The organism is Ancylobacter sp. 3268 (genome assembly GCF_031456575.1).
GTDB lineage: Bacteria > Pseudomonadota > Alphaproteobacteria > Rhizobiales > Xanthobacteraceae > Ancylobacter.
Genome location: NZ_JAVDUX010000015.1, coordinates 1 through 25,686 on the forward strand (window position 1 = coordinate 1; position 25,686 = coordinate 25,686).

General features: G+C 66.4%; 23 protein-coding genes, 1 tRNA gene and 1 riboswitch. Of the genes, 11 read left to right on the forward strand and 13 right to left on the reverse strand.

What is annotated here, in order from left to right:
• Nucleotides 1-207: 207 nt before the first annotated feature.
• A complete protein-coding gene (locus J2X65_RS19790; protein WP_310204632.1) occupies nucleotides 208-1,074 on the reverse strand; it encodes an EamA family transporter in 867 nt (288 codons plus the stop codon).
• A 285-nt stretch (nucleotides 1,075-1,359) separates the two neighbouring features.
• Between J2X65_RS19790 and J2X65_RS19795 the strand changes: the two genes are divergently transcribed.
• Entirely contained in the window at nucleotides 1,360-2,046 is a 687-nt protein-coding gene (locus J2X65_RS19795) for an esterase (RefSeq protein ID WP_310204634.1), read from the forward strand.
• A gap of 259 nt (nucleotides 2,047-2,305) precedes the next feature.
• Here J2X65_RS19795 and J2X65_RS19800 read toward each other — a convergent pair whose 3' ends face one another.
• The 3 genes from J2X65_RS19800 to J2X65_RS19810 all read right to left on the reverse strand — a co-directional run bounded on the left by J2X65_RS19800 (nucleotide 2,306) and on the right by J2X65_RS19810 (nucleotide 5,728).
• Nucleotides 2,306-3,511: an NAD-dependent formate dehydrogenase gene (locus J2X65_RS19800; RefSeq protein ID WP_310204637.1), complete on the reverse strand. Its 1,206-nt coding sequence runs from the start codon at nucleotides 3,509-3,511 to the stop codon at nucleotides 2,306-2,308.
• Nucleotides 3,512-3,815: 304 nt separating this feature from the next.
• The gene (locus J2X65_RS19805; RefSeq protein WP_310204640.1) at nucleotides 3,816-4,712 is read right to left on the reverse strand and encodes a LysR family transcriptional regulator; all 897 of its coding nucleotides are present in this window, start codon (nucleotides 4,710-4,712) and stop codon (nucleotides 3,816-3,818) included.
• Between the two features lie 113 nt (nucleotides 4,713-4,825).
• The gene (locus J2X65_RS19810) at nucleotides 4,826-5,728 is read right to left on the reverse strand and encodes a CHAD domain-containing protein (RefSeq protein ID WP_310204645.1); all 903 of its coding nucleotides are present in this window, start codon (nucleotides 5,726-5,728) and stop codon (nucleotides 4,826-4,828) included.
• A gap of 152 nt (nucleotides 5,729-5,880) precedes the next feature.
• Between J2X65_RS19810 and J2X65_RS19815 the strand changes: the two genes are divergently transcribed.
• Nucleotides 5,881-5,957 (forward strand) — tRNA-Met (locus J2X65_RS19815).
• Here J2X65_RS19815 and J2X65_RS19820 read toward each other — a convergent pair.
• Together J2X65_RS19820 and J2X65_RS19825 are read right to left on the reverse strand one after the other, a co-directional pair.
• Entirely contained in the window at nucleotides 5,936-6,196 is a 261-nt protein-coding gene (locus J2X65_RS19820) for a hypothetical protein (protein ID WP_310204648.1), read from the reverse strand. The genes J2X65_RS19815 and J2X65_RS19820 overlap by 22 nt on opposite strands.
• Nucleotides 6,197-6,446: 250 nt before the next feature.
• Nucleotides 6,447-7,178: an SDR family oxidoreductase gene (locus J2X65_RS19825; RefSeq protein ID WP_310204651.1), complete on the reverse strand. Its 732-nt coding sequence runs from the start codon at nucleotides 7,176-7,178 to the stop codon at nucleotides 6,447-6,449.
• Between the two features lie 81 nt (nucleotides 7,179-7,259).
• On the opposite strand from J2X65_RS19825, the gene J2X65_RS19830 reads away from it, so the two are divergent.
• Nucleotides 7,260-7,652: a helix-turn-helix domain-containing protein gene (locus J2X65_RS19830; protein WP_310204654.1), complete on the forward strand. Its 393-nt coding sequence runs from the start codon at nucleotides 7,260-7,262 to the stop codon at nucleotides 7,650-7,652.
• 94 nt (nucleotides 7,653-7,746) lie between these two features.
• Here the strand turns inward: J2X65_RS19830 and J2X65_RS19835 are convergent, their stop codons facing one another.
• Together J2X65_RS19835 and J2X65_RS19840 are read right to left on the reverse strand one after the other, a co-directional pair.
• Entirely contained in the window at nucleotides 7,747-8,169 is a 423-nt protein-coding gene (locus tag J2X65_RS19835) for a hypothetical protein (protein ID WP_310204657.1), read from the reverse strand.
• A gap of 11 nt (nucleotides 8,170-8,180) precedes the next feature.
• Nucleotides 8,181-9,197: an NADP-dependent oxidoreductase gene (locus J2X65_RS19840; protein WP_310204955.1), complete on the reverse strand. Its 1,017-nt coding sequence runs from the start codon at nucleotides 9,195-9,197 to the stop codon at nucleotides 8,181-8,183.
• Between the two features lie 90 nt (nucleotides 9,198-9,287).
• Here J2X65_RS19840 and J2X65_RS19845 point away from each other — a divergent pair, with 90 nt between their 5' ends.
• From J2X65_RS19845 to J2X65_RS19855, 3 genes are all read left to right on the forward strand, one after another.
• Entirely contained in the window at nucleotides 9,288-10,211 is a 924-nt protein-coding gene (locus J2X65_RS19845; protein ID WP_310204661.1) for a LysR substrate-binding domain-containing protein, read from the forward strand.
• A 316-nt stretch (nucleotides 10,212-10,527) separates the two neighbouring features.
• Nucleotides 10,528-11,808 (forward strand): DUF3182 family protein, encoded by a 1,281-nt coding sequence (locus tag J2X65_RS19850; protein ID WP_310204664.1) that lies wholly within the window; start codon nucleotides 10,528-10,530, stop codon nucleotides 11,806-11,808.
• Nucleotides 11,798-12,526, forward strand: coding sequence for an alpha/beta fold hydrolase (locus J2X65_RS19855; RefSeq protein ID WP_310204667.1), 729 nt, complete (start codon nucleotides 11,798-11,800; stop codon nucleotides 12,524-12,526). The genes J2X65_RS19850 and J2X65_RS19855 overlap by 11 nt, the downstream gene beginning before the upstream one ends.
• A 26-nt stretch (nucleotides 12,527-12,552) precedes the next feature.
• Here the strand turns inward: J2X65_RS19855 and J2X65_RS19860 are convergent, their stop codons facing one another.
• From J2X65_RS19860 to J2X65_RS19875, 4 genes are all read right to left on the reverse strand, one after another.
• Entirely contained in the window at nucleotides 12,553-13,224 is a 672-nt protein-coding gene (locus J2X65_RS19860; RefSeq protein WP_404977763.1) for a UdgX family uracil-DNA binding protein, read from the reverse strand.
• Nucleotides 13,187-13,750, reverse strand: coding sequence for a type 1 glutamine amidotransferase domain-containing protein (locus J2X65_RS19865; RefSeq protein WP_310204670.1), 564 nt, complete (start codon nucleotides 13,748-13,750; stop codon nucleotides 13,187-13,189). Before J2X65_RS19865 ends, J2X65_RS19860 begins: the two co-directional genes overlap by 38 nt.
• A 388-nt stretch (nucleotides 13,751-14,138) precedes the next feature.
• Nucleotides 14,139-15,056, reverse strand: coding sequence for an SDR family oxidoreductase (locus J2X65_RS19870; RefSeq protein ID WP_310204673.1), 918 nt, complete (start codon nucleotides 15,054-15,056; stop codon nucleotides 14,139-14,141).
• A 544-nt stretch (nucleotides 15,057-15,600) separates the two neighbouring features.
• Complete coding sequence (locus J2X65_RS19875) at nucleotides 15,601-16,551, reverse strand: AraC family transcriptional regulator (protein ID WP_310204676.1); 951 nt, start codon at nucleotides 16,549-16,551, stop codon at nucleotides 15,601-15,603.
• Between the two features lie 159 nt (nucleotides 16,552-16,710).
• On the opposite strand from J2X65_RS19875, the gene J2X65_RS19880 reads away from it, so the two are divergent.
• The 4 genes from J2X65_RS19880 (at nucleotide 16,711) to J2X65_RS19895 (ending at nucleotide 21,820) form a co-directional block, all read left to right on the forward strand.
• Complete coding sequence (locus tag J2X65_RS19880) at nucleotides 16,711-18,027, forward strand: MFS transporter (RefSeq protein ID WP_310204678.1); 1,317 nt, start codon at nucleotides 16,711-16,713, stop codon at nucleotides 18,025-18,027.
• Between the two features lie 222 nt (nucleotides 18,028-18,249).
• The gene (locus tag J2X65_RS19885) at nucleotides 18,250-18,888 is read left to right on the forward strand and encodes a VTT domain-containing protein (RefSeq protein WP_310204680.1); all 639 of its coding nucleotides are present in this window, start codon (nucleotides 18,250-18,252) and stop codon (nucleotides 18,886-18,888) included.
• 259 nt (nucleotides 18,889-19,147) lie between these two features.
• A complete protein-coding gene (locus tag J2X65_RS19890) occupies nucleotides 19,148-19,600 on the forward strand; it encodes a 2Fe-2S iron-sulfur cluster-binding protein (RefSeq protein ID WP_310204681.1) in 453 nt (150 codons plus the stop codon).
• A gap of 3 nt (nucleotides 19,601-19,603) precedes the next feature.
• Nucleotides 19,604-21,820 (forward strand): molybdopterin cofactor-binding domain-containing protein, encoded by a 2,217-nt coding sequence (locus tag J2X65_RS19895; RefSeq protein ID WP_310204682.1) that lies wholly within the window; start codon nucleotides 19,604-19,606, stop codon nucleotides 21,818-21,820.
• A 183-nt stretch (nucleotides 21,821-22,003) separates the two neighbouring features.
• Here J2X65_RS19895 and J2X65_RS19900 read toward each other — a convergent pair whose 3' ends face one another.
• Nucleotides 22,004-22,930: an AraC family transcriptional regulator gene (locus tag J2X65_RS19900; protein ID WP_310204958.1), complete on the reverse strand. Its 927-nt coding sequence runs from the start codon at nucleotides 22,928-22,930 to the stop codon at nucleotides 22,004-22,006.
• 384 nt (nucleotides 22,931-23,314) lie between these two features.
• Nucleotides 23,315-23,446, forward strand: a riboswitch (TPP riboswitch).
• Between the two features lie 98 nt (nucleotides 23,447-23,544).
• Between J2X65_RS19900 and thiC the strand changes: the two genes are divergently transcribed.
• Nucleotides 23,545-25,365 (forward strand): phosphomethylpyrimidine synthase ThiC, encoded by a 1,821-nt coding sequence (gene thiC / locus J2X65_RS19905; RefSeq protein WP_310204683.1) that lies wholly within the window; start codon nucleotides 23,545-23,547, stop codon nucleotides 25,363-25,365.
• Nucleotides 25,366-25,686: the final 321 nt, after the last annotated feature.

Sequence of the window (25,686 nt, forward strand, 5' to 3'; positions counted from 1 at the left end):
GCCATCCTGTCCCTGAAGCCCTGCCAATCAAGCCAGGCCGAAAGGCCCACTATGCATTAGAGTCAAACCGGACCACTCAATAGGGGCAGGCTACGACCCGAAGAAGGCCGACGACAACGAGTTGATCCTGCTCGAAGTCGGCGAGTTCCTGAAGGCGAAGTAACGCGGAGACCGCGATCGTCCGGCCGGGTCTCCCGGCCGGACAGCCTATTCGGCGGCGTCGGGCAGCGTCGGCGCCGGCTTGCGCAGGATGAGGGCGACGCCGACCACCATGATCAGCGCGCCGATCATCTTCACCGGCGAGGGATCGTCCCCGATCAGCACGATGCCGAACAGCACGGTGAGCAGCGGGTTGAGCATCGAATAGGGCACCACGGCATTTATCGAATGCCGCTGCAGCAGCCAGTACCAGATGCCATAGCCGATGATCGACGAGCCGACGGCGCTGTAGACCACCGAGAACCAGCCGTTCCAGCCGGCGGTCGCGACCATGCCCCAGTGGTCGGCCTCCAGCACCCACGATGCCAGAAGCAATTGCGGCACTGAGAACAGCGACGACCATCCCATCATCGCCATCGGGCGAATGCCTTCCACCTGCTTGACGATGAGATTGGTCACTGCCCAGCCGGTGGCGCTGATCAACAGGAGCGCCAGCGCATAGGCCGGCGGCAGGGTCGGGCCAATCGCCAGCACCAATATGCCGGCGATCGAAATCGCGAGGCCGGCGGAGCGGGCCAGCCCCAGCGGCTCGCGCAGCAGCACGCAGGCCAGCACCGTCGCGATCGGAGCACCGAGTTGCAGCACCACCGCGCTGGTGCCGGCCTCGGCATGTTCCAGCGCGGTGAACAGCAGGCCGAAATGGATGGTGCCGAAGGTGAAGGACACCAGCAACACCCCGGGCAACTGCCGGCGGGTGATGCGGGTGAACGGCACCAGCAACAGCGAGACCAGGGTGAAGCGCAGCGCCGTCGTCAGCAGCGGCGGAAGTTCCGCCACTCCGAGCTTGATGACGATCATGTTGAACGCCCACAGGCAGACGACGGTGAGGGCGAGCAGCTTGTCGCGGAACGGCATTGCAGACCAATGGCGAGAACAACGCGGATGCGGGCCGGCATCGGAACGCAAGCCGCCGGACGATTCGGCGTGCGCCGGTCCGATGGGGTGGGACATACCCCCCGCCTGCGACGAAGCAAAGACCCACCGGGCCATGCCTGCCCTGCAGGCCGGACATGGCCCGCGCGGGCGACGGTCGCGGCCGAGGGCCGCAAGAGGTGCGCTACGGTCGGTATAGGCGGCAGGGGCGTCGCCGCGGCGCCCTGCCGCTTTGCCTGCGCCGGGCACCGCATTATGGTGCGCGCCATGCTCGATCTTTCTCTCCTCGGCCGCCTCCAGCTCCAGCACACCGCCCCGACCAAGCCGCCGCTGCCGCCCGGCCGGCATGATCTGCGCCTGTTCGATGAGCGCGATTATGTGCTGATCGTGCCGGAAGGCATCGATGCGGCGCGGCCGACGCCGTTCATGTCGCTGTTTCACGGCGGCGGTGGCAGCGCCGAGAAGATCCTGCCGATCATGCGTCACCATGCGGAGGCGCGCGGCTTTCTGCTGCTGGTGCCGCAGTCGCTGTTCCCCACCTGGGACATCGTCATCGCCGGCAATGGTCCCGACCGCGAAAGACTGGACGTCGGCTTTGCCGAAGTGGCGTCGCGCTTCACCCTCGACCCGGCGCATTTCGCCTTTGCCGGCCATTCGGACGGCGGCAGCTACTCGCTGTCCACCGGCCTGTCGAACGGCCATCTGGTCAGTCACATCCTTGCCTTCTCCGCCGGCTTCATGACGGTGCTGGCGCAGGAGGGCGAGCCAAAAGTGTTCATCGCCCACGGCCAGAACGACACCCAGACCCCGATCCGCACCGCCGGCCGCTCGCACGCGGCGAAGCTGCGGGCGGCGGGCTACGATCTCACCTATGTCGAGCATGACGGACCGCATGCCTCGCAGCCGCCCATGGTGCAGCTCGGTGTCGACTGGTTCCTCGCCGACCTCGCCTAGAGCATTTCCGGTGAATACTGGTTCGCCGGAAATGCTCCAGCATATTGTTCTAACGCGTTTTCTTCCCGCGAAGTGGAATCCACTTCGCTCGAAAACGCTCTGGCCAGCCTGAACGAAAAACGCGCCCCCCTCCGATCAGCGGGCGCGCAAGTTCTCCGAGTACGCACGGTGTGGGAAAGGGCCGCCGAAGCGCAGCCCTTCGGGGAGCGGCACGCGACCGCCGCGCAGCTGGCGCTCGCATGCCGATAGCGAAAGGCGATCAGCTCGCCTTCTTGAACTTCGCGGCTTCTTCCGAACCGCCGGTGGCATTGCCTTTGGAGTAGGAATGCGCGCCGACGCCGGCAAGGTTGCCGCCCTGCACGATCAGATATTCATCGCGGATCGGACGCCCCTCGAAGAAGCATTCCAGGATCTCGCGCGTGCCGGCCGCATAGCGGGTCTGGGCGGTGAGCGAGGTGCCGGACATGTGCGGCGTCATGCCGTTCCACGCCATGGTGCGCCAGGGGTGGTCGGCCGGCGCCGGCTGCGGGAACCACACGTCGCCGGCATAGCCGGCGAGCTGGCCGTTCTCCAGCGCGCGGGCGATCGCGTCGCGGTCGCACAGCTTGCCGCGGGCGGTGTTGACGATATAGGCGCCGCGCTTGAACAGCTTCAGCGTCTCGTCATTGACCATGTGCTCGGTCTCGGGATGCAGCGGGCAGTTCAGCGTCACCACGTCGCAATGCGGGTACATGTCGGTCGGCGAGTCGTGCCAGGTGAGATTGAGCTCCTTCTCCACCGATTCCGGCAGGCGGTGACGGTCGGTGTAGTGCAGCTTCACGTCGAAGGGCGCGAGGCGGCGCAGCACCGCGAGGCCGATGCGGCCGGCGGCGACGGTGCCGACGCTCATGGCTTCGAGATCGTAGGAGTGCTTCACGCAGTCGGCAATGTTCCAGCCGCCTTTGCGCGCCCAGTCATGCGCCGGGAGATAGTTGCGCACCAGCCCGAGGATCATCATCACCACATGCTCGGCGACGCTGATCGAGTTGCAGTAAGTGACCTCGGCCACCGTGATGTTGCGGTCGATGGCCGATTGCAGGTCGACATGGTCGGAACCGATGCCGGCAGTGAGCGCCAGCTTGAGATTCTTCGCCTTGGCGATGCGCTCGGGGGTGAGGTAGGCCGGCCAGAACGGCTGGGAGATCACGATATCGGCGTCGACGAGCTCCTTCTCGAACACCGAGTCCGGGCCATCCTTGTCGGAGGTCACGACCAGCGTATGGCCGCTCGACTCGAGATATTTGCGCAGGCCGAGCTCACCGGAGACCGAGCCGAGCATGGTACCCGGGACGAAGTCGATCGCCTTCGGCGTCGGCAGGGTCTGGCCGCCGGGATAATGGTCGATCTTCGGCAGGTCGTCGCGCGCATAGGTCTTGGGGTAGCCGTCGATCGGATCGTCGTACAGAACGCACAGAACCTTGGCCATGTCGGTATCTCCTCCTGTTGGTCCCCGCGGACCGTTGGGGTGAGCGGAGGCGTTCCCGCCGCATGCGCAGCCGGCCGAAAATTCGGTGCCTGTCCTGATCCGAACCGTCCGCCCTGTTCCGGCATCCAAGCGCGGCAGGGTGGAGCCTTCGGGTCTCCTCCGCGTCGACGCGGGCCGGGAACTCGTTGCCCCGCTTCGTCGTCGACCCCGTCAGATTGCGCGGCCGGCGGCAGCGCTTCAAATCGAAAGGGGCGAACAATTGATAGATGTCGCCAATCAATCGACAGCGTTTATACGAAATTTTCTAATCAATTTTTCCGATGCCGCCGGAGCGGGCGAGCTTGAGCAGCGCTGCCGCCACCGGTGATAGGGGGTCGCGATCGGAGACGACGAGGCCGACCGGCTGCACGTGTTCGGGCTCGACAAGCGGCACCGCCACAAGACCGCCCCCCTCGCCCAGCCCGGCGAAGCTGGCCGACGGCACGATGCTGCTCCACGGCCCACGCCGGACAAAGGCCCAGATGCCCATGAAGGAGTTGGTCTCGATCTCCGGCTGCGACGCAAGGCCGAGTTCGGCCAGCACCTGGTCGATGATGCGGCGGTTCTGCATGTCGGGGGTGAGCAGGCATAGCGGCTCCGTCGCCGCCTGCGCCCAGCTGATCGAACGCCGCCGGGCGATCTTCTCGGTAGCCCGGGTGACGTAGACATAGCGCTCGGCATAGAGGTCCAGCCGCCGCACCCGGCTCAGCGGCTCATTCTCGAGATAGGTGATCCCTGCATCGAGTTCCAATTCGTCGAGCCCGCGCTGGATTTGCGCCGAACTCAGCGAGAACATCTGCACCTTCACCCCGGGATGCCGGGGACGGAACGGCGCCAGCAGCGTCGGCGCCGCCGCGGTGACGGAGGGGATCGCCCCCACCCGCAGGGTGCCGGAAAGCCGGCCGACCGCGTCCGCCTTCTCCTGGCGCAGGCTGTCATAGTCGGCGACGATCTGCCGGGCCCAGCCCAGCACCCGTTCGCCCTCGGCGGTAAAGCCCAGAAAGCGATGGCCGCGCACGACCAGCGGCAGCCCGAGCTCTTCCTCAAGCTTGCGCAGCCCGGCCGACAGCGTCGGCTGCGAGACGTTGCAGGCCTCGGCGGCGCGGGCGAAATGCTTCTCGCGCGCCAGCGCCACCAGATAGTGCATCTGCCGGACGAACATTGGCGGCGCTCCCTGCGGCGCCCGAGGGTCGGGCAGCTCATCGATAGAAAAGCGCTCTCGATTGGAGAAGATCAATACGATCCTCTCTATCGCCCCATGCCGCGGCTCCCGCTTCAGCCAGCGGCGTGAGACGCCCTCGCATAGGCACGCATGCGGCGGGCGAAAGGCTTCGGCCGTTCGGCGAACAGGCAGGCCTGCAGGCGCATGGCGCGCCGGACCAGCTTCTTCTGCTGCGCCCGCGCGCCCGCCACCACCTCGGCCCGCCAGCCGGTCTCAGCCTCGCCCTGTGCCCCCACCGCCTCGACCAGCACCGCAAGATCGTGATGATGGCCGAGCTTGTCGCGCAGATGCTGCAGTTCCTTCACCCAGACCGCGCCGAGAGCCAGCCAGCAGGGCGCCAGCACCTCCATCTGGTAGCGGTGGGCGATCACCGCCTTGCGCAGTTCGTGCAACGCGACGTCGTCGGAGATGTCGATCGATCGGCCGCGCCGGCGGGCCCGCTTATAGTCGGCGGCAAGGGCGGCGATCACCTTTTGATTGGGTGAAGCCCCGTCCATCGCCGCGACGGCGCGGCCGCATCGCGCGACGAGAGCACCCATGCCGGCAAGGACCGCCGGCGGGATTTCCTCCGCCGCCTCCCCGCCACCGTCAGCCCACACCGCGCCGGCAGCCTCGCGGGCCGCCGGGCTCAGCCGCCCTTTCTCGACCAGCCTGTCGAGCGTCTCGCGCATCACCACCCTGTCGCGGGCGTGGGACAGGGTGCGCGCCGCCGCGCCGATCTCCTTGCGCAGGGCGCGGGCATCCCGGCGACCGCCGCCGCGCACCAGCCGCAGCAAGCCCCGCAACTGCTTGAACGCCTTGCGCAAATCATGCACCAACTCGGCGGGATCCTCACGCTCCAGCGCGGTGACGGCCGCGGCGACGGCCGCCGTCAGCGCGGTGCCAAGCAGGCCGGAAGCCGGGGCGGCTGCACGCCCCTTCGGCGGCACGGCATCTTTGTCCAGATGGACGCGCATGGAAATTTCCTATTTCCTTCAAACTATTATGCGATCGATCCACCGAAAAGGCGACAGTTGGACGACAAATTTTCGCCTCCCCCCTTTCAATTGCGGGTCGGCATTGCTAGATACCCGCCATCGCCGACGGCAACAGCCGCACCGGCCACTGACGCGGGGTGGAGCAGCCCGGTAGCTCGTCAGGCTCATAACCTGAAGGCCGCAGGTTCAAATCCTGCCCCCGCAACCAATGATAATGATACTGACAAACCCGCAGCCTCGGCTGCGGGTTTTGTTTTTTCTGGCGGTCCTTCCGATTGCCTGGCGCTCGGTCCATTCGAGGATGGTGCGCAGTTCGCCGTGCAGCGCCGCGAACATCTCGCCCCGCTCCTGGCCGGGCGTCAGCACGATCCGCTCGATCAGCATCCGTAAGGCTTCCGACGCCTGAGGCCCTTCCTCTGTTGAGGACGCGATGCTGGCGCGGTTCATCCAGGCTGATCAGGTTTCGCAGGGAACCAGAGCCGGGCGAGTGCGAACGCTAAGGCGGCATAAGCGCGGCTCTCAAGCCGAAGTTTCGCGACAGTGGACGGGCTCATCAAGAACGGAGGCGCCAACATGATCGCACTCGGTGACGAGTGACTTTTTGATCTTGAACGGCTTCAACTCAAAGCCGTCCGCCATCGTGGGCGTTTTGCTGTACCCGACCTGCTCAGGTCGGGTACACCGTTTCGACGTAACCTCAAATCTGCCGCAGGCCGCCATCGACGCACAATTCGGCACCGGCAATGTAGCTCGCGTCATCGCTCAACAAGAACAAAGCGGCGGCAGCGACTTCCGAAGGCCGCGCCATTCGTCCCATCGGGATCGGAGCGACAAGCGCCGCACGCATGTCTTCCGGTACTGCAGCCATCATTTCCGTATCCGTTGGACCAGGTGCAACGACGTTGACGCGTATACCTTTGGGCGCGAGTTCTGCCGTCCAGGTCCGGGCATAAGAGCGCACCGCTGCCTTGGTGGCGGCATAGGTTCCGTACGAAGAGTAGCCCGCGTTATCGGCGATGGATCCGACGAGGACGACCGACCCACCTCCTATCATCGCGGGCAGAGCCGCCTGCAGACCGAAAACCATTCCGCGGACGTTGACGCCGAAGTGGCGGTCGAAGTGGTCCGGCGTTATTTCGGCGATTTGCGCAGGCTCGGAGAGCCCTGCATTCAATACCAGCGCGTCAATATGGCCGGATGCTTCCCGCACTTTTTCGACAGCCTCCACCATATCTTCGGGGACACTGGCATCGGCAGCAATGCCGACCGCGTCACCGCCGATACTCTTGGCAGCCTTCTCGGCATCTTCACGTCTACGACTGGTAATGAAGACCTTCGCCCCTTCGGCGGAAAGCCGTTCTGCAATTGCCAGGCCTATGCCCTTGGCGCCGCCGACCACCAGGGCGACCTTGTTACTCATTCGAGCCATCGTAGATCCTTTCCATAGATGGTCCCGTGATGATATACGGCGGATATCTGATATCAATTACGTACCTGAAGTAGCCTAGATATGGACGAGTATACCGACCTGGAAGCACTTTCCCGTTGCGCCCTCGGCGAGATGGCGCGGGTTCGTCCGGTGCTCGACAAGATCGCCGACAAGTGGACGATCCTGATACTGACGGTGATCTGTCCCAAACCCTCGCGCTTCAACGAGATTAAGCGGCGTCTCGACGGGATCACGCACAAGGCGCTGGCCGACGCTTTGAAGAGGCTGGAGCGGAACGGCCTTGTGACGAGAACCGTGCTCCCGACGCAGCCGATCGGTGTGGAATATGCGATCACTCCACTCGGCCATTCCCTGCGGGAACCTTTCGAAGCGCTGTGCTCATGGGCAGCGGCCAATGGCGACAAGGTCGAGGCGGCCACGCTACGCTATGACAACGCGGGAAAGCATCGCTGACACTTTCGCTATAATCGCTGCTGGCGCTACAGCGTCATGGCCGCTCCCGCACGAGGTGGGCATGCGTTTATAAGGTCAGCGCCGATCGCCCCGGCTAGGCCGTCCGATCGACGATGTAATCATGCGTCTCGACCAGGGCGGTCGCGATTGGCGACAGGTCGCCTTCCACCCTCATCGCGCCGGTTTCGACGGCATCTTCCCGTGCGGAGTCGAACCGTGGATCATCGCTGTGCAGAAGGTTCAGTGCCCGCGCGGCTGCGACGGTCACCTCTATGGTTGCGTCACCTCGCTCGTCCGGCCCAGCGCCGACGCGGAAGGTGGCACGCCCATCCCGGATGTCGAACCGGATGCCTTGAATTAACCCGTCCGGCATCGGCCTGCCGTCGGCATAGCGTTCGACCAGCGTCCAGTCGACGACGTCGCGCGGTGCGGCCCGGTTCAGGGCCCGGCAGACAACCGTCCCGACCATCTCGAACCATTCGCGCGAGCCTTGCTCCAGTTTGGCAGGCGTAACCATGCACGCTCTCCTCAGGCGACGGTCAGGACGATCTTGCCCTGCAGGTTGCCCTTGGCCGCATGCTCGTGGGCCCGGCGGGCCTCGCCGAGCGGGAAGGTGCTGTCAATCACGACCCTAATGGTGCCCTCGTCCAGCAGCGGCGCGATCTGCGCGAGCTGGGCTCCGTTCGAGTTGACCTGCGTCGTCGAGACGCTGATGCCGCGTCGTGCGGCCTCGCCGCCATCGTCATAGCCGAGCCCAAAGATGGGGAACAATGAACCGCCGGGTTTGAGCGTTTGCAGGAAGCGGCGGCTCTGCGGTCCTCCTACGGCGTCGACGACGAGATCGAGGTCCCGAAGCACCTCCTCCACCTTCGTCTGGCGATAGTCGTAGAACGCGTCGGCACCGAGAGCGCGCAGCAGGGCCGCGTGCTTGCCCGAGGCGACGGCGATCACCTGGGCGCCGCGCCACTTCGCCAGTTGCACCAGAAGATGGCCGACGCCACCGCCCGCGCCGTTGATCAACACCGTCTTGCCGTCCAGCGGCACCGGGACATGCGGGTGCGGCTGGAGCGGGTTTCGAACCTCGTGTCCCTGCTCGATGATGAACTGCCAGGCCGTCAGCAGCGACATCGGTGCGGCCGCGGCATGGATGTGGTCGATGCCGGCGGGTTTCAGGGCCAGCTCGGACGCGGGCACCGCGACATATTGCGCATAGGCTCGGCTCTCCCCGTTCAGGCCGTTCGGAAAACGGACCATCGCGTAGACCTCGTCGCCGACGGCGAACCCGGTCACGTCATCGGCGACCGCCTCGACGACACCGGAAATGTCGGTTCCCGGAATGATGGGGAAGACCATCTTCGGCTGCCAGTCGGGCGGCAGCATCTTGTAGCCCTCGCGCAGATACCAGTCGGGCGGATTGACGCCGACGGCATGGACCCGAACCAGAACCTCGCCAGCCCCGATCACCGGCTTGAGCGCATCCTCGTATGCCAAAACTTCCGGGCCGCCGAAGGCATGGAGCCGCACCGCCTTCATCACGTTATCCATCGCAACCTCCATCAAATGCGTCAGTCGCGTCAGAACATGGACAGAGGAACAGGTATTGAAAATCAGGCTTGAAGTCGCTTCAATCATGCCATGAAGGAACAGGTCGCAGTCGAACGCCTGACGGGTCTCTTTGCATTCGCACGAGCCGGGTCGCTCGGCAGCTATACCGCCGCCGCCCGCTCGCTCGGGGTGTCGCCGTCGGCCGTCAGCAAAAGCGTGCAGCGCCTCGAACAGCGGCTCGGTCTGTCGCTCTTCACGCGCACGACCCGGTCGCTGACGCTGACTGCCGAAGGTCGCGAACTGCATGAGCATGCGGTCAAACTGCTGCGCGACGCGGAAGCGATCGAGCAGATCGCCACCGCCGTTCGCGCCGAGCCTTCCGGAACCCTGCGGATCGCCACGTCGCTGCCGATCGGCCTGCATCTCATCGCCCCCTCCCTGCCCGCGTTCCGCACGCGCCATCCGAAGGTCATCGTCGACATCCGCCTGGATGACCATTACGTCGACATCGTCGAGCAAGGCATCGACGTCGCGGTTCGTCTCGGCGAGCTGGCCGATTCCCGGCTTCTGTCCCGCCGTCTCGCACCCTTGCGGCTCTGCGCCTTTGCGGCTCCGTCCTATCTGGCCGCGCGGGGAACGCCGTCGCATCCCGACGAGATCGAGGCGCACGACACGGTCAATCTGCGCGTCCAGAGCACAGGTCGGCTGTTCCGCTGGCCGTTCCGCGTCGGTGACCGCGAGATCGAGATCGTCCCGTCCTCCGGGGTAATCGTCGACGCGAGCGAGGCGGTGATCGCGACCACGGTAGCCGGCGGCGGCATCGGCATCATCGCGGCCTTCATCGCCGAGGCCTATGTGGCGCGGGGAGAACTCGTGCCGGTCCTCGCCGACTACGCCATAGAGCGGCACGGCATCACGGCGCTCTGGCCGGAGAGCCGGCGGGGCAATCCAGCCGTCCGCGCCTTCATCGATCACATCCAGAACGCGGCTCGTCGCATCGCCGGTCTCAGGTGAGGCCCAAAGGGGCACCGCGTCCCCTCCTGCAGCCTGAAAAAATGGGTCAGTGCGGCCAGAACTGCGGCGCCGATGATTGGCTCTCCGCGCCGATGGGAACCTCGCGTTTCCCGCGGCTGCGAATGCGCAGCCCCAACGGACCGAACCAGCGATCGAGCCCGCTCGCGCAGACAAGCGGCGGTGACTGGATCGATGGCTTTTTGCCCGGTCGCCCCCAGACGAAGCACCCGACGTCCCCGATCTCGGCGCTCCATCGGAACCCACTCCCTTCCGAACCGTTGCCCTTCGGTTCAGCAGCGGCGGGCATATGAGATGGATGGTCTATCTGACGACGACCGACACTCTCAATGACGTGCCGATGCGCGGAGACATTCGTGGGGGGAGCGCCGAGGCCGATACTGATCGGGTGTCGGGCGCACCGGGCGTTCAAACGAGGGAACCGATGGACAAGGCACCGGCATCCAACAGGCCATCGCCGGCGCAGGAGGCGCTCCCCGGTAGTGCGCCGGTCGTTTTCATCCCCGAGGGAGCGGTGCCTTCCGGTCATCGCGAAATAGCCGTTCATGAACTGGCAAGGCGGATCGCGACGCTACGCGGCACGCGGCTGGTGAGTCTGGCCGATGTCGTCGACCGAGGCGTCCGCGGATTTGCCGTTCCTGTCGCGACCCTTATCGGCGCGTATCCTGCCGGACAGATCGGCGTCGAGAGCGAGCGCGATCTGTTCGGCGGCCTCGTCCCCTATCCGGTGCAAGCGGGAAAGGCGATTTCGCATTCATTGATCAATGAGGATGCCCTTCGCCCGAAAGGATGGGTTCCGCTCTTCGGCATCGCCGTCGGCAATGCCGTGCTTGACGGGTTTTCCGTCTTCGACCCGGGAAGCGCGTTGCATGCGGGGCGAACATTGCTGAAAGCGGGCCCGTGTCGCCTCAAGCCCGCCTGGACGGATGGCGGCCGCGAACAGAGCGTCATCGGCGATCTCCGTTCTCTCGAGCATGCGCTGGGCCAACTCGATCCGCAGCAATTGTCTGTCCATGGCGCCGTGCTGGAGCAGGACCTGTCCGAGGCCGTCGTGTTCAGTGTCGGCCGGGTCCGGATCGGCGAGACGGTACTGTCCTATTTCGGCCAGCAGACTGCCACGACGGACAATTCGGGGGCTTCCGCCTATGGCGGATCCCGGCTGACCGTGGTGCGAGGCGGGTTCGACAAGCTGTTCGAGTTGAATCCCGATGATCTCACCCGGCGGGCGGTGATGTGCGCCCAGACATATGATGAGGCGGCCATCCGGCATTTCCCCGGGCTGATCGCCTCGCGGCGCAACTACGACGTCATCGCGGGTCGCGATGCCCGCGGAGCTTCCCGCATCGGCGTGTTGGAGCAGTCCTGGCGGATTGGAGGCGCTTCCGGTGCCGAGATCGCCGCCTTCGAGGCCTTTGCCGCCGATCCCTCACGGGCGCTGGTGAAGAGCTTCTGCGTGGAGCGTTATGGACGCACCGCCGAACCGTTGGCCGATGGCTTCATCTATTTTCAGGGCGAGGATCCTGAGGTTGGTTCTCTGACCAAATATGCCGGCATCGAGACGTCTATCCATGCACCGTGAAAAGATCTGCATCGCCGTCGGCGAAGGGCACATCGATGGCACCTTTGCCGTTCCGCGCACCGGCGTGCCCGGCATCCTTTTCGTCCATGGATGGAGCGGCAGCCAGCAGGGGGACCTCAAACGCGCCAAGGTCATCGCCGAACTCGGCTGCGTATGCCTGACCTTCGACCTCCGCGGCCACGCGGCCACCGAGGCGATGCGGATGAACGTCACCCCGCGCCAGAATCTCCACGATCTGGTGGCCGCCTATGATGCGCTTGCCGGCCATCCCATGGTGGACTCCTCGGCCATGGCGGTGATCGGCGCAAGTTACGGCGCCTATCTCGCGACCATCCTCACCTCGTTCCGGCCGGTACGTTGGCTGTCGTTGCGCGTGCCGGCGCTCTATCGCGACGAACATTGGGCGCTGGCAAAGGGGCAGCTCGATCGTCTCGATCTCACGGCGTATCGGAACTCGACCGTCGGCCCCGACGACAACCGGGCGCTCGCCGCCTGCTCCCGTTTTCAGGGAGACGTGCTCACCATCGAATCCGAGCACGACGACTTGGTGCCGCACACCACGATCGCGAATTATCTCGCCGCCTTCCGCCAGGCGCGGTCTCTCACCTATCGCGTGATCGAGGGCGCCGACCATGGGCTCTCGGAAAAGGAGTTTTCCGAGGCCTATTCGAGCCTGCTGCTTGGCTGGGTGCGAGAAATGGTGCTCGGCGCGCGCTGATCGGTCTGGAAGGGGCGCCATGGGCGTCAAGAGGCCGTCATCCGGCGGATCGCGGAAAGGTCGGCGAGAAAAGCGCGATAGGCCGCCTCCCGCCCAGCCCCTTCCGGGATTCGCAGAAGGTAGGACGGATGTACGGTCAGGAAACCCGGCCAAGGTCCGAAGGGGTGCGGACCTCGTTCACGTGTCACGCTCACCTGTCGCCCCGCCAGCGCCTGTCCCGCCGTGGCGCCCAATGCCACGACCAGTCGTGGCCGCACGAAGGCGAGTTCCTTTTCGAGCCACCAACGGTCATGGGAAATTTCGCCTGCCGTCGGCTTGCTGTGTAGGCGGCGCTTGCCGCGCATCGAAAAGTGAAACCGTTTCACGGCGTTGGTGACATAGGCGCGGGAGCGGTCGAGACCGGTTTCCTCCAGCGCCTGGTTCAGAAGCCGCCCTGCCGGGCCGACGAAGGGGCGCCCCTGCCGATCTTCCTCGTCACCGGGCTGCTCGCCAACGAAGGCGAGCGCCGCCGGAACCGGACCTTCGCCCGGCACCAGCCGCCCAACCCCCTCCGTCGGCGCCTGCTCGGCCGCGAGCGCGGCATTGAGCGCATCGAGCGAGGGAAACGCCCTCCGCTTGACACCCTCCTCAGCCTGGGGCGTTTCACCCATTGATCGAACCTCAGGCAACTTTTCGACGTTCGTGCCGCCCCTCGCCAATCTCTTCGATGATCTTGGCGACGAAAGCCTGGAGGTCGGCCGGTGAACGGCTGGTGACGATGCCCTGGTCGGCGACCACTTCCTGATCGACCCAATGTCCTCCCGCATTCGTCACGTCCGTGCGAATGGACTTGAAGGAGGTCACCGAGCGGCCACGCACCGCATCGGCCTCGACCAGCAACCAGGGGCCATGGCAGATGGCGGCCACCACCCTCCCGCTGTCGACAAAGCTCCGGACGATCTTCATCGCAACCGGATCGACCCGCAGGAGGTCAGGATTGATCTGGCCGCCGGGGATCACCAGCGCATCATAAGTGCCGGGTTGCACCGCTTCCAGCGGCAGGTCGACGGGGATGGTGTCGCCCCAATCCTTCTCCTTCCAGCCGCGAATGGGTTGTCCATCCGGGCTGGCCACTTCGACGATCGCACCGGCTGCGCGAAGCGAATCGCGCGGCACCAGGAGTTCCGACTGCTCGAAGCCATTGGCGGAGATGATCAGAATGCGGGCTTCGCGAATGCTGGGCATGAGAGATTCCTCAATGATCGCCCCCCTGAAAGAGCGAACGTCTCGCCCTCGGCGATGTTCCCATGCCGACAAAATCTGCAGGAAAGACGCCGCTTGGGGTCAGCCGGAGCCATCGGCGGGGAGAGCGCGGACCTCCTTGATCCGCGATGAGCATCGCCGCGTGCTCCGCACGATAGACACCGAGTTCGAAACAAGCGTTCCGCCGGGCAATCTCGATTGAAGCGACACAGGACACGCTTCTCCTCAGGCTGCAGCCGCTTGACGCCCGCAACACGATCGCGCTTCCGGCAACCGCTCTCGCGGCTCCAGTCGAACGGGTAGCCCCTAGAACGGGGCCTCTTCCGTGCCGATTCACAGCGTGCGGCACGGCCGCGCGGCCGGCGTGCCTCTAGCCGAACCTTACTCCGGCCAGAGTTTCGGAAATCTCCCACAGCCGGCCGGCCACGGCGGCATCCAGTGCCTGCTTGGGAGGCGCCTCTTCGGTGGGATAGCCGCGCGTTCCCCGCAGTCGGTCAGGCCCGTAATGCGCACCGTCCCGAGCGGTCGGGTCGGTCGCGGCAAAGAGCGTGGGTAGCGCTCCCTGCGCCGCGGGCTGGAACAGCAATCGAAGGACACGGCGCAGGAAGTAGACGGTGCGCGTGGGGCCGCCGGGGGTGTTGAACAGGAGATCGGTGCGGGAGAGGCCGGGATGCGCCGCCAGGCTCTGCACGCCCCATCCCGCGACCTTGCTACGTCGGCTCAACTCGAACGCGAACATGATGCAGGCCAGCTTCGACTGGGCATAGACGGGGAAAGCCTGGTAGTTGCGCTCCGCCTGAAGGTCGTCGAAGTTGATCGAACCCTGCCGCGCCGCGATGCTGCCCAACGTCACGACGCGCGGCTCGCGCCCCTTCCGGAGCAGGGGCAGCAGCCGCGCGGTCAGCGCGAAGTGGCTGAGATAGTTGGTGCCGAACTGGAGTTCGAAGCCGTCGCGGGTTTCGCGCCGCTGCGGCGGGGTCATGACGCCGGCATTGTTGATCAGCAGGTCGAGGCTTTCCTGCTCTCCCGCCAGCCTTGCGGCAAACTCCGCAACCGAGGCGAGGCTGGCCAGGTCGACCACGCCGAACCGTATCCGCGCCCCGGGAACGGCCTGCTGGATGGCGGTCACGGCGGCCGTTCCCTTGGCGGGGTTGCGTCCGGCGATCACCACGCTTGCGCCGGCGCGGGCCAGCGCCAGCGCGTCCTCATAGCCGAGCCCGCCCGTGCCGGTGACAAGGGCCAAGCGGCCATGCTGGGCGGGAATGTCCCGGGTGGTCCATCGTGTCATCGTCGTTCCTTGCTGTTCTCGAAAGGCCGGGCGAGAGGCGGCATCGGAGTGATCTCGCTTCCGCGCCAGAGTGCCCGCGGCGCCGCGAACTTCCATGCCGGAACCCGCATAAATTCTGCCTATTCCTCCAACCTGCCGGGAGAGGCTCGGCAGATGGCGATCGGCGCGGCAGTCGCGCTCAGGCAAGGGGGCCGAGAAGGCTCGGCCCCAGACGCGAAGGGTGAAGGTCGTCGTGATCACGCCGAAGGAGGTGGTCGCCAGCGCGGAAGGCGCGCCGCGCGGAACAGAGCCCGCCCGGACGACGCTCTTCGCGACGACGACGAAGCGACGCGCTTGCGCGTGGGCCTAGGGAAGGGACGAATGTCCGAACCCGCAAAAATCTGCCCGATCCTCCGATCGCTCTGGAGAATCGCGGCAGCCGTTCTGCTGACGCCGAATCGCGCACGGGACGTGCGGCCGCTGCGTCGGCCCGGCCAAAGAAAAACCCCGCCATCGGCCTTTCGGAGCTGATGGCGGGGCGCGCTGGCGCGAGGCAGGCGCGGCGTCAGGCGGGCGAACCCAGCGGAGAAACCGGACTTGTCGGCATGTCGCGTCCCGTCAGGGACCGATACAGGCGATGCTGGTTCAGCACGTCCCGTTTGGGAGCCACGCCGAACATGCGAGAATATTCGCGGCTGAACTGCGAGGCGCTCTCATACCCAACCTTGTAGGAAGCGGCGGCCACGCTGGCGGCGTTCGCCACCATCAGCCGCCGCGCCTCAAGCAGGCGCAACTGCTTCTGGTATTGCAGCGGCGTCATCGAGGTGAGCGCCTTGAAGTGCTGATGGAAGGAGGAGAGGCTCATATTCACCGCGTCGGCGAGTTGCTCGATCCGCATCGGCTGGGCGATGTTGTCGCGCAGCAGATAGATCGCCTTGGCAACCCGTTCGGTGTTCGACGCGGGCAGCGACAGCTTGCAGATCTCGGCGCCATGCGGCCCGCTCAGGAGCCAGTAGCAGATGTCATGCATGACCGAGGGGTAGAGGATGGGGACGGCCTTCGGGTTGTCGGCCAGCCGCACCAGGCGCTGGATGCACTCGGCGAGCGGTTCGTCGATCTGCGCCACGAAGGCGCAGGGGTTGCTGCTGGCGGGGGCGGCGGGACGCTCCTCCATCCGCTCGACAATGTCGCGGATGACCGCGACATCGAGATCGACGGTGAGTCCCACGAAAGGCTCGGCCTCGCTCGCCTTGACGATCCGGCCCGTCCCCGGCAGCGCGATGCTCACGACCAGGCACTCCATGACGCCGTAATTGAGCGTCTCGCCGCCGAAGAGGATCTGCTTGGCGCCCTGCAGCACGATGCAGAGCGAGGGCTGATAGATCTTGCGGTGGGGCATCACCTCCTGGAAGGATCGGATGATGTTGATCCCCGGCATGGAAGTCGGAAACAGGCCCTGTCCGCCGCCCTTGCTCTCGATATATTCGGTAACGGCCTCAAAAAGCGATGACGGCACACATACCTCCGGTTCGTTTCGCCACCTGCCGCCCCCGCCTCGCTCCACCGGAGCTGAGCCTGCAGGAATAGGCAAGTTTATTGAGAGTTCAGGCATTCTGATCATTCGCCACTCCTTCTAGCCTATTGGTGCGACCATAAGCTGAGGAGCCCGCCCAGAATGACGGAAACGGCCATGAGATCAATAGATGGAATAAAGGATATCTCCTATCCGGCGGCCGGATCCGGTAGCGAATACGTGAGTGGGTGGCGCGTCTATGCTATACTTTTGACACTTTTCCTCGTAAGCGCGATTTCGCAGGCGGATCGCATCCTGCCCTTCATTATGGCGGAAGCGATCAAGACCGAGCTTTCCCTAAGTGATACCCAGGTCGGCCTGCTCACCGGCGTCCCCTTCGCGATCTGCTACACCCTGCTGTCCCTGCCGCTGGGCCGGGCGGCCGATCGCAGCTCGCCGCGCCTTGTCCTCGTGCTCTGCATCCTCGCCTGGAGCGCGATGACGGCGCTGGGCGGCGTCGCCGCGAGCTTCCTCGTTCTCGCCCTCACCCGCTTCGGCGTGGCCTCGGGCGAGGCCGGCGCCTTTCCGGCCGGCCATGCCATCATCGCCCGCAAGATAAGGCCCGAGCGGCGCGGGCTGGCGATCGGACTGTTCGCCATGGGCCTGCCGCTGGGCGCCATGGTGGGGTTTGCCGCCGGCGGCGCCATTGCCGACCAGCTGGGCTGGCGCGTCGTGCTGGTCGGCGCGGGAGCCATCGGCGGGGTGATCGCCCTGCTGGTTCTCCTCGTCATCGGCCCGACGCCGCCGTTGCGGCAGGCGACGGCTGCCGGCGACTCGTTCCTGCGCTCCTGCGTGCGGCTGCTGGCCGGTCCCGCCTTCCGCTGGTTGTTCGTCGGCGCCATTGCGGTCGGCTTCGCTTCGGCGCCCTTCTATGCCTTTGCCGGGCCGTTCCTCATCCGCATCCACGGCTTCACCGCCGGCGAGGCGGGACTGGCCTTCGGGCTGCTGCAGGGACTGATGGGCATTTTCGGGGCGGTGATCGGCGGGCGCATGTTCGACCGCGCGGTCCAGTCCGGCACCGGCCGCGTGCTCGGTCCGCCCGCCTATCTGTTCCTCGTCGCCAGCGCGACCACCACCGTCGCGCTCTTCGTGCCGCAGGGCTGGATGGCCGTCGCGCTGCTGGTGCCGGGCATGCTGTCCTTCGCCTTCATGCTGCCCTGGGCGTTCGGCGCCGCCCATCTCGTCGCCGGCAAGGGCAGGGAGGCGCAGGCCACCAGCATCGTGATGGTGGGTTCCGGCCTGATGGGCCCGGCGCTGGGTCCGCTGATCGTCGGTCTGGTCAGCGATGCCGCCAGCGCGGCGCAGATCTCCAACGGCCTCGCCTTCGGCCTGCTGATGGTGCCGGTGGCAAGCATCGCCACCGCCCTTGCCATGCTGGTCGCCAACCGGCGCATCGCGGAAGCCTTCGCGCGCCGCTGAACCGCAGCCCACCCTTTCCGGCGCAGGGCACGATCGCGCGCCGTCGCGATGCCGCATCGAGCTTGGGTCAGGAAACCCCGCCCCGTTTCGCCGGTCCGCTGAGGTCGCCGCGCGCGCCTGGCAGCGGCGCCCCTTTCACGACCAGCCAAGGCGCTGCGGCGGCGCCCTGCAACGGCTCCTTTGGTAGCCCCCGATACAACATTGGAAAGAACGAGGCCGCAGATGGATTTCGATCCCGTAGGCATAGCCATGGCGTGGATCAGCGCCTTTGGCATAGCCGGTCTTTTCGCCGTCGCCCTCACCGAGCGCTTCATCCCGGTGATGCCCTCCTATGGCCTGTTGCTGGCCGTCGGCATCGCTGCGGGCGAGGGTGAGTGGTCGCTGTCCAGCGCCTATCTGGCCATGAGCGCCGGCAGCCTGCTCGGCTGTGCGGCCTGCTTCTTTGCCTTCCGGGCGCTCGGCGAGGCACGCTCCCGGCGGCTCGTCCTCGGTGCCGGCCGGCTCTTCGGCATGGCGCCGGAACGCAGCGCGGGCTGGATCGATGCCTTCCGCCGAAACCAGACCGTGCTGGCCTTCTCGCTCCAGATCCTGCCGACCGTCCGGCTGTTCGCGCCGGCCTTCGCCGCCCTTCTGCGCAGCCGCCCGCAAGGCTTTCTGGCGGCCTCGGCGGCCGGAATCCTGGTCTGGAACGGCGTTTTCATCAGCGCCGGATTTGCCGCCGCGCACGCCATCGACACCGCCAACGCGACGGTGCTGGCCTTGGCCGTGCTCGGCGTGGTGCTGGCGACGGAAGGCGTCCTGATCTGGATCGCGCGGCGGCTTCGCGCGCGCCGCCGGGAGGTCGCGTTTTGCCGGCACTGACGACCTATCGCCTATCCGAAAACTTTCCCGGTACCGGACCCGTACGATCTCGAAGAAAATTCAGACGGCCAAGCATAGGTCAGTCGCCGCCAGAAATGTAAACTCTCAAAATAACGGAATGTAATATTTTCCTAATACGAAAATATAATTCCGTTCGTGCACAAATTCTAGCGGGATATATATCGAATTCATCAATAAAAAATCATATCCCCTTGAACAGAGTTCGCCTCACGGTCTATGAACTTAAGAGGATGACTTCATGGCGACATTCACCATAAATGGGCGTGCGGTCGAGAGTGCCGCCGAACCCGACACGCCGCTTCTGTGGGTCATCCGCGACGAGCTGAAGCTGACGGGAACAAAGTATGGCTGCGGCGTCGCCCTGTGCGGCGCCTGCACGGTTCATGTCGATGGCGAGCCCGCGCGCTCCTGCCAAACCCCGGTGCAGGATGTCGATGGCCGGCAGGTGACGACGATCGAGGGACTTTCCGCCGATTCCAGCCATCCCCTGCAGAAAGCCTGGATCGCCGAGCAAGTGCCCCAATGCGGTTACTGCCAGTCCGGGCAGATCATGCAGGCGGCCGGACTGCTGGCGAGCAACCCGCGCCCCAGCCGCGAGGACATCGTGGCGCATATGGACGGCAATCTGTGCCGCTGCGGCACCTATGACCGCATCCTCGGCGCCATCGAGCGCGCCGTGCAGGAGGGCTGAACCGTGTCGGCACATCTTCAGCCCCGTACCACCGCGTTGTCCCGGCGCAGTTTTCTCCTCACGCTGGGCGGAGCCGGCGTCGCCGTCGCCTTCGGCGGCGTGGCCTCTGTCGCGCGAGCCGCGGCTGCTTCCGGCGCCGCCGGTGGTCTCACGCCCAATGTCTGGGTGACGATCGAAGCCGATGGCACGGTCAACCTCATCTCTCCCGCCGTCGAGATGGGCCAGGGCGTGAAGACCGCCCTGCCCCTGCTCATCGCCGAGGACATGGACGCCGACTGGGAGAAGGTGCGGATCGTCCAGGCGCCCTCCGATGCCAAAACCTACGGCAATCCCGGCTTTTACGGCATCCAGCTGACCGGCGGCAGCGAGACGGTGCGCGGCTATTACCAGTTGCTGCGCCTCGCCGGCGCCCAGACCCGCAAGGTTCTTCTGGCCGCGGCCGCCACGCAGCTCGGCGTGACCGTGGGCGAACTTGCGACGGAACCCGGCCGGGTTGTGCATGCCGGCAGCGGGCGCTCTCTCTCCTATGGACAGATCGCGGCGTCGGGAATGCTGCCCGATCCGCTGCCGCGGGCGAGCGAGGCCGACCTCAAGCCGGCCGCGGCATGGCGTTATATTGGCCGCCACGAGGTGGACCGGGTCGACGTGCCCTCCAAGGTCGACGGCTCGGCGCGGTTCGGTATCGACGTCGACCTGCCCGACCTGCTTCACGGCGCCGTGCTGCGCCCGCCCGTGCCGGGCGAGCGGCCGGAGCGGATCGACGACAGCGCGGCGCGGACGGTGAAGGGTGTCTCCCGGATCGTGGCCCTGCCCTATGGCGTCGGCATCATCGGCGAGAGCACCGATGCGGTGCGCCGGGCGAAGGAAGCGCTCGTCGTCACCTGGAGCACCACGTCGCGGGTCCGCCGCTATGACAGTGCCGCCCTTGCCGCGATCTACCACGACATCGGCCGTGACCTTTCCCGAACCGGCGTGACGGCGCGCGCGGAAGGCGATGCGCCTGCCGCCATTGCCGGTGCCGCCCGCGTGATCGTCGCGGACTATCTCACCGACCATGTCCATCATGCCACCATGGAGCCGATGAACGCCACGGCGCGCGTGTCCGGCGATACGGTCGAACTGTGGGCGCCGACGCAAGGACCGACGGCGACGCAGCGCTTCGCAGCCATCGCCGCCGGCACCACACCGGAGAAGGTGACGGTGCATACCACGCTCCTCGGCGGCGGGTTCGGCCGGCGTGCCGAGGACGATTTCATCACCGACGCGGTGCTGCTCGCCAGGGAGGTCGAGGGGCGCCCGGTCAAGATGGTCTGGAGCCGCGAGGACGATGTCCGGCACGGCAAGTATCGTCCCCTCGCCGCTCAACATGTCGAGGTGGGCCTCGACGCGTCCGGCGCCGTGGTCGGCTGGCGTCATCGCGTGGTGGCCGATTCCATCTTCGCCCGCACCTTGCCGCAGATGTTCGAGAGCGAGGGCGGGCTCGATACCGTTGTCACCGACGGCACGATCTTCAACTACCGCGTTCCCGCCCATCTGGTGGAGTTCATCCGCCAGGACAATGGGCGCGATGTCGGCTTCTGGCGCGGCGTCGGCTACGGCCAGAACAATTTCGGCGTCGAATGCACCCTCGACGAAGTGGCGGCCGCCAGCGGCGTCGATCCGGTGGCGTTCCGGCTGCAACTGCTGAGCGGCCAGCCCCGGGCGCAGAAGGTGATCGAGACGGTGGCCGCGCTGGCCGAGTGGCCGCGACCGCGCGAGGGGCGAGCACTGGGCCTCGCCTATACCGATGCCTTCGGCGCCCATTGCGCCGAGGTGGTCGAAGTGTCCCTGAACAGGGAGAGCGGCGAAATCCGGCTGCACGAGGTGTGGTGCGTGGTCGATCCCGGCGTCGCCATCCAGCCGCGCAACATCGAGGCACAGATCGCCGGCGCGATCGTCTTCGGCGCCAGCCACGCGCTTTACGAGCAGATCAACATCGTGGCCGGCGAAGTCCAGGAAGCCAACTTCGATACCTACCGCGTCCTGCGCATGTCGGAGATGCCGCGCATCCATGTCACGGTGACGCCCACCCCGGAGAACAAGCCGGCGGGCATCGGCGAGGTCGGCCTCCCGCCGATCGGGCCGGCCATCGCCAACGCCGTGGCCCGGCTCACCGGCGGCGTGCGGCTGCGTCACTACCCGTTCCTTCCCGACCGGGTGAAGGCTGCGCTCGCCGGCTGAGCTCTTCGCGGCGGCGCCGGCGAGCGCAGCCTCGTTCATTCGGGGGCGGGCCGGCCGGCGGGGCTGTTTCACGGCGCGAAGAGCGCCGAACTGCCGCGGCGGCCATCCTCGCGACGATCGCGGAAGGCGAACAGAGGATGTTCCCACGCTGGTCGCGCTCGGCCGTGCACCCGCCGGACGGAACTACTCCGCCAGCCGGGCGCCGGCCGGTGCCGTCCGCCCGTAATGACGGGGCGAGCACCCCATGAACCGCTTGAAGGCGGTACTGAACGCGCTTTCCGATTCATAACCCACCGCCAGCGCGATCACCCCGACCGGGTCGCTGCCGTTCTCCAGCCGGTGGCTGGCCAGCAGCATCCGCCAGCGCGCCACATACTGCATGGGCGGCTCGCCCACGCTCTCGCGGAAGCGAAGCGCGAAGGTCGATCGCGACATGCCGGCCCGGTCGGCAAGTTCCTTCAAGGTCCAGCCATGAGCGGGCGCGGCATGGATCGCGCGGATCGCCGCACCCAGCTGCCTGTCGGCCAGCGCGAACAGCCAACCGACGCCGGCACCGGCTTCCAGATGTATCCGCAGCGCCTGCACCAGCATCATCTGGGCGAGATGCTGGAGGATGAGCTCGTTGCCGGCTTGCCGCTCGCGCAGTTCCTTCATCATCTCCTCGACCGCCCAACGCAACGCCGCCTGTCCCGCCTGCCCGGCGATATGGACGATCGGCGGCAGCAGTCCCAAAAGCATGTCGGCATGGTTGCCGCGGACGCCAAAGCGGCTGCCGACGAGCGCGAACCCGTCGCCGCCATTGAGCGTCACCACCCCACCGTGCCGGGCGGGCGGGAAGATCTGGCCGGAGGGAATGGCGGGAAGGCCGAGGTCGCTGCCCATTCGGAACGGCCGCCCCCTCGGCAACACGAAGCACTCGCCCGCCTCCAGACGCACCGGCTCGCTCACCCCATCGACGGCGAGCCAGCAGCCCCCGGACACGACGGCGTAGCACTTGATGAGCGTGCTCTGGTCGCCGAACTCCACGCCCCAGTCGCCGCCGGCCGCGAAGCCGGAAGAGACATAGGCATGGGGCTCGAGCAGGGAAAGGAGGTCGGAGAGCGGGTCCATGGCGGTCCGGACGTAGAGGAAGGCGTGCAGCACGTTGGTCGCCGTTCGCCTTGCCGGCAAGATGGAGAACGGCGACGCAAGCTTTTGTGACCGGCGCCCGGCTCGGTCGAGGTCTCGAGGACAGTCGCCCGCCCCATGCCGCCGACCGCCGCCGCACCAAGGTGCCGGTAGGCCGGCGGCAGCGCGAAGCCGCGCGCGTCCCCGGCCTCCAGCCGGTGCCAACCTTGTCGACGGTGATCCTGCCGCAGGCGGTCCGCTCGTCATTCCGCCGGCCGGCAAAGACCATCGGCATGCCGAAGGCGAGCGCCATCGTCTCGGTGACAGGCGCCGCCGACCGCCTCTCGCGCTCGATTGACAGGCGGAAACGAAGGGGGCACCCTCCCGGACATTCACCAGGGGGGTCCCGACAAGGGGCTGAGATACTGCTGGGTGCGGCCCTCGCGGCTGTTGCGGCGCAGTGACCCGTTGAACCTGATCCAGTTCATACTGGCGTAGGGACGGTGCGGATGCGTCGCGGCGAGCGCGGCCGGTTTCCCTTTCTCAACGAAGGGGGTCCTCCATCATCATTCCCGTCAGATCTGGGTCTCCATGCACGCTGCGAGGAGCCTCGACCCATGACGATCTTCAACAACACCAAGACCTTGACCATCGCGTCGCCTCTCGTCACCACCGGCCCGCTGCCGGCCTCGACGAAGGTGTTCAAGCCGGGCACGCTGCATCCGTCCCTGCGGGTGCCGATGCGCGAGATCGCCCTGCATCCCAGCGCCGGCGAGCCGCCGGTGACGGTCTACGACGCCTCCGGTCCCTATACCGATCCCGCCGCGCGGATCGCCATCGACGGGGGGCTGCCGCGCCTGCGCGCCGGCTGGATCGAGGCGCGCGGCGACGTCGCCGCCTATGAGGGGCGGGCGGTCCGGCCGGAGGATAACGGGTTCGTCAGCGACGAACGTCTCACCCCGCCCTTTCCGGTGCGGCACCGGCCGCTGAAGGCAACCGGCGGGCGGGCGGTGACGCAGCTCGCCTATGCCCGCGCCGGCATCGTGACCCCGGAAATGGAGTTCGTCGCCATCCGCGAAAATCTCGGCCGTGACGCAGTGCGTGCGGCATGCGAGCGCGACGGCGAGAGCTTCGGCGCGGCGGTGCCGGATTTCGTCACACCCGAATTCGTCCGTGACGAGGTGGCGCGCGGGCGCGCGATCATTCCTGCCAACGTCAACCACCCCGAGAGCGAACCGATGGCGATCGGACGCAACTTCCTGGTCAAGATCAACGCCAATATCGGCAATTCCGCCGTCACCTCGTCTATGGCGGAGGAGGTGGAGAAGATGGTGTGGGCGATCCGCTGGGGCGCCGACACGGTGATGGACCTTTCGACGGGCCGCAACATCCACAACATCCGCGACTGGATCCTGCGCAATGCGCCAGTGCCCATCGGCACCGTGCCGCTCTACCAGGCGCTGGAGAAGGTCGGCGGCATCGCCGAGGATCTCACCTGGGAGGTGTTCCGCGACACGCTGATCGAGCAGGCCGAGCAGGGCGTGGACTATTTCACCATCCATGCCGGGGTGCGGCTGCCCTATATCCCGCTCACCGTCGGCCGCGTGACCGGCATCGTCTCCCGCGGCGGCTCGATCATGGCGAAGTGGTGCCTCGCCCATCACCGCGAGAGCTTCCTCTATGAGCACTTCGAGGAGATCTGCGAGATCTGCCGCGCCTATGACGTGTCGTTCTCGCTGGGCGACGGGCTGCGGCCCGGCTCGATCGCCGATGCCAATGACGCGGCGCAGTTCGCCGAGCTGGAGACTTTGGGCGAGCTGACCCAGGTCGCCTGGGCCAACGACTGCCAGGTGATGATCGAGGGCCCCGGCCATGTGCCGATGCACAAGATCAAGGCCAACATGGAAAAACAACTGGCGGTCTGCGGCGAGGCGCCGTTTTACACGCTCGGGCCACTGACCACCGACATCGCGCCGGGCTACGACCACATCACCTCCGGCATCGGCGCGGCGATGATCGGCTGGTTCGGCACCGCCATGCTCTGCTACGTCACGCCGAAAGAGCATCTCGGCCTGCCGGACCGCGACGACGTGAAGACCGGGGTGATCACCTACAAGATCGCCGCGCACGCGGCCGATCTCGCCAAGGGGCATCCGGCCGCGCGGATCCGTGACGACGCGCTCTCGCGTGCGCGTTTCGAGTTCCGCTGGGAGGATCAGTTCAACCTGTCGCTCGACCCGGAGACCGCGCGCGCCTTCCACGACGAGACATTGCCGAAGGAGGCGCACAAGGTGGCGCATTTCTGCTCGATGTGCGGGCCGAAATTCTGCTCGATGCGCATCTCCCACGACATTCGGGCGGAAGCGCAGAGGGAGGGCATGGCAGCGATGGCGGAGAAATATCGCGAGGGCGGGCAGCTCTATCTTCCAACCCGTTGATGTATTGCAGCCGCGGCTCGTGCCGCCCGTTGCGGTCCAGTCGGCCATATGGCGTGGCCGACTGGTTCAGGGGCCGGAGTCCGCCGGGAATTCCGCACGTCCGCCCCGGCCCGGCCCGGCGGGTTGCCGCACCGGCGGTCCCGGGTACATGCGCCGTCCACGGCGTGCGGGCGGGTCGAGCCCCGCCGATCAAGCCATATCTCGGTTTGCGCCGACCATCCTTTGGTTGCGTCAGTTTAGACTTACGCTAATTTGTGATCGGGGGCCTTATCGCGTCGTATATGCTGAATTTGTGTAGCTCCCGCGGAGCCAGCGTTCGGC

Bases quoted from the DNA above. Each gene is read 5' to 3' on its own strand.
- J2X65_RS19880 (WP_310204678.1), top strand. From the start codon at position 16,711: ATGACGGAAACGGCCATGAGATCAATAGATGGAATAAAGGATATCTCC.
- J2X65_RS19825 (WP_310204651.1), bottom strand. From the start codon at position 7,178: ATGGCTCGAATGAGTAACAAGGTCGCCCTGGTGGTCGGCGGCGCCAAG.
- J2X65_RS19820 (WP_310204648.1), bottom strand. From the start codon at position 6,196: ATGAACCGCGCCAGCATCGCGTCCTCAACAGAGGAAGGGCCTCAGGCG.
- J2X65_RS19885 (WP_310204680.1), top strand. From the start codon at position 18,250: ATGGATTTCGATCCCGTAGGCATAGCCATGGCGTGGATCAGCGCCTTT.
- J2X65_RS19810 (WP_310204645.1), bottom strand. From the start codon at position 5,728: ATGCGCGTCCATCTGGACAAAGATGCCGTGCCGCCGAAGGGGCGTGCA.
- J2X65_RS19795 (WP_310204634.1), top strand. From the start codon at position 1,360: ATGCTCGATCTTTCTCTCCTCGGCCGCCTCCAGCTCCAGCACACCGCC.
- J2X65_RS19840 (WP_310204955.1), bottom strand. From the start codon at position 9,197: ATGGATAACGTGATGAAGGCGGTGCGGCTCCATGCCTTCGGCGGCCCG.
- J2X65_RS19900 (WP_310204958.1), bottom strand. From the start codon at position 22,930: ATGGACCCGCTCTCCGACCTCCTTTCCCTGCTCGAGCCCCATGCCTAT.
- J2X65_RS19890 (WP_310204681.1), top strand. From the start codon at position 19,148: ATGGCGACATTCACCATAAATGGGCGTGCGGTCGAGAGTGCCGCCGAA.
- J2X65_RS19800 (WP_310204637.1), bottom strand. From the start codon at position 3,511: ATGGCCAAGGTTCTGTGCGTTCTGTACGACGATCCGATCGACGGCTAC.
- J2X65_RS19855 (WP_310204667.1), top strand. From the start codon at position 11,798: ATGCACCGTGAAAAGATCTGCATCGCCGTCGGCGAAGGGCACATCGAT.
- J2X65_RS19790 (WP_310204632.1), bottom strand. From the start codon at position 1,074: ATGCCGTTCCGCGACAAGCTGCTCGCCCTCACCGTCGTCTGCCTGTGG.
- J2X65_RS19830 (WP_310204654.1), top strand. From the start codon at position 7,260: ATGGACGAGTATACCGACCTGGAAGCACTTTCCCGTTGCGCCCTCGGC.
- J2X65_RS19865 (WP_310204670.1), bottom strand. From the start codon at position 13,750: ATGCCCAGCATTCGCGAAGCCCGCATTCTGATCATCTCCGCCAATGGC.
- J2X65_RS19835 (WP_310204657.1), bottom strand. From the start codon at position 8,169: ATGGTTACGCCTGCCAAACTGGAGCAAGGCTCGCGCGAATGGTTCGAG.
- J2X65_RS19870 (WP_310204673.1), bottom strand. From the start codon at position 15,056: ATGACACGATGGACCACCCGGGACATTCCCGCCCAGCATGGCCGCTTG.
- J2X65_RS19850 (WP_310204664.1), top strand. From the start codon at position 10,528: ATGGTCTATCTGACGACGACCGACACTCTCAATGACGTGCCGATGCGC.
- thiC (WP_310204683.1), top strand. From the start codon at position 23,545: ATGACGATCTTCAACAACACCAAGACCTTGACCATCGCGTCGCCTCTC.
- J2X65_RS19845 (WP_310204661.1), top strand. From the start codon at position 9,288: ATGAAGGAACAGGTCGCAGTCGAACGCCTGACGGGTCTCTTTGCATTC.
- J2X65_RS19805 (WP_310204640.1), bottom strand. From the start codon at position 4,712: ATGTTCGTCCGGCAGATGCACTATCTGGTGGCGCTGGCGCGCGAGAAG.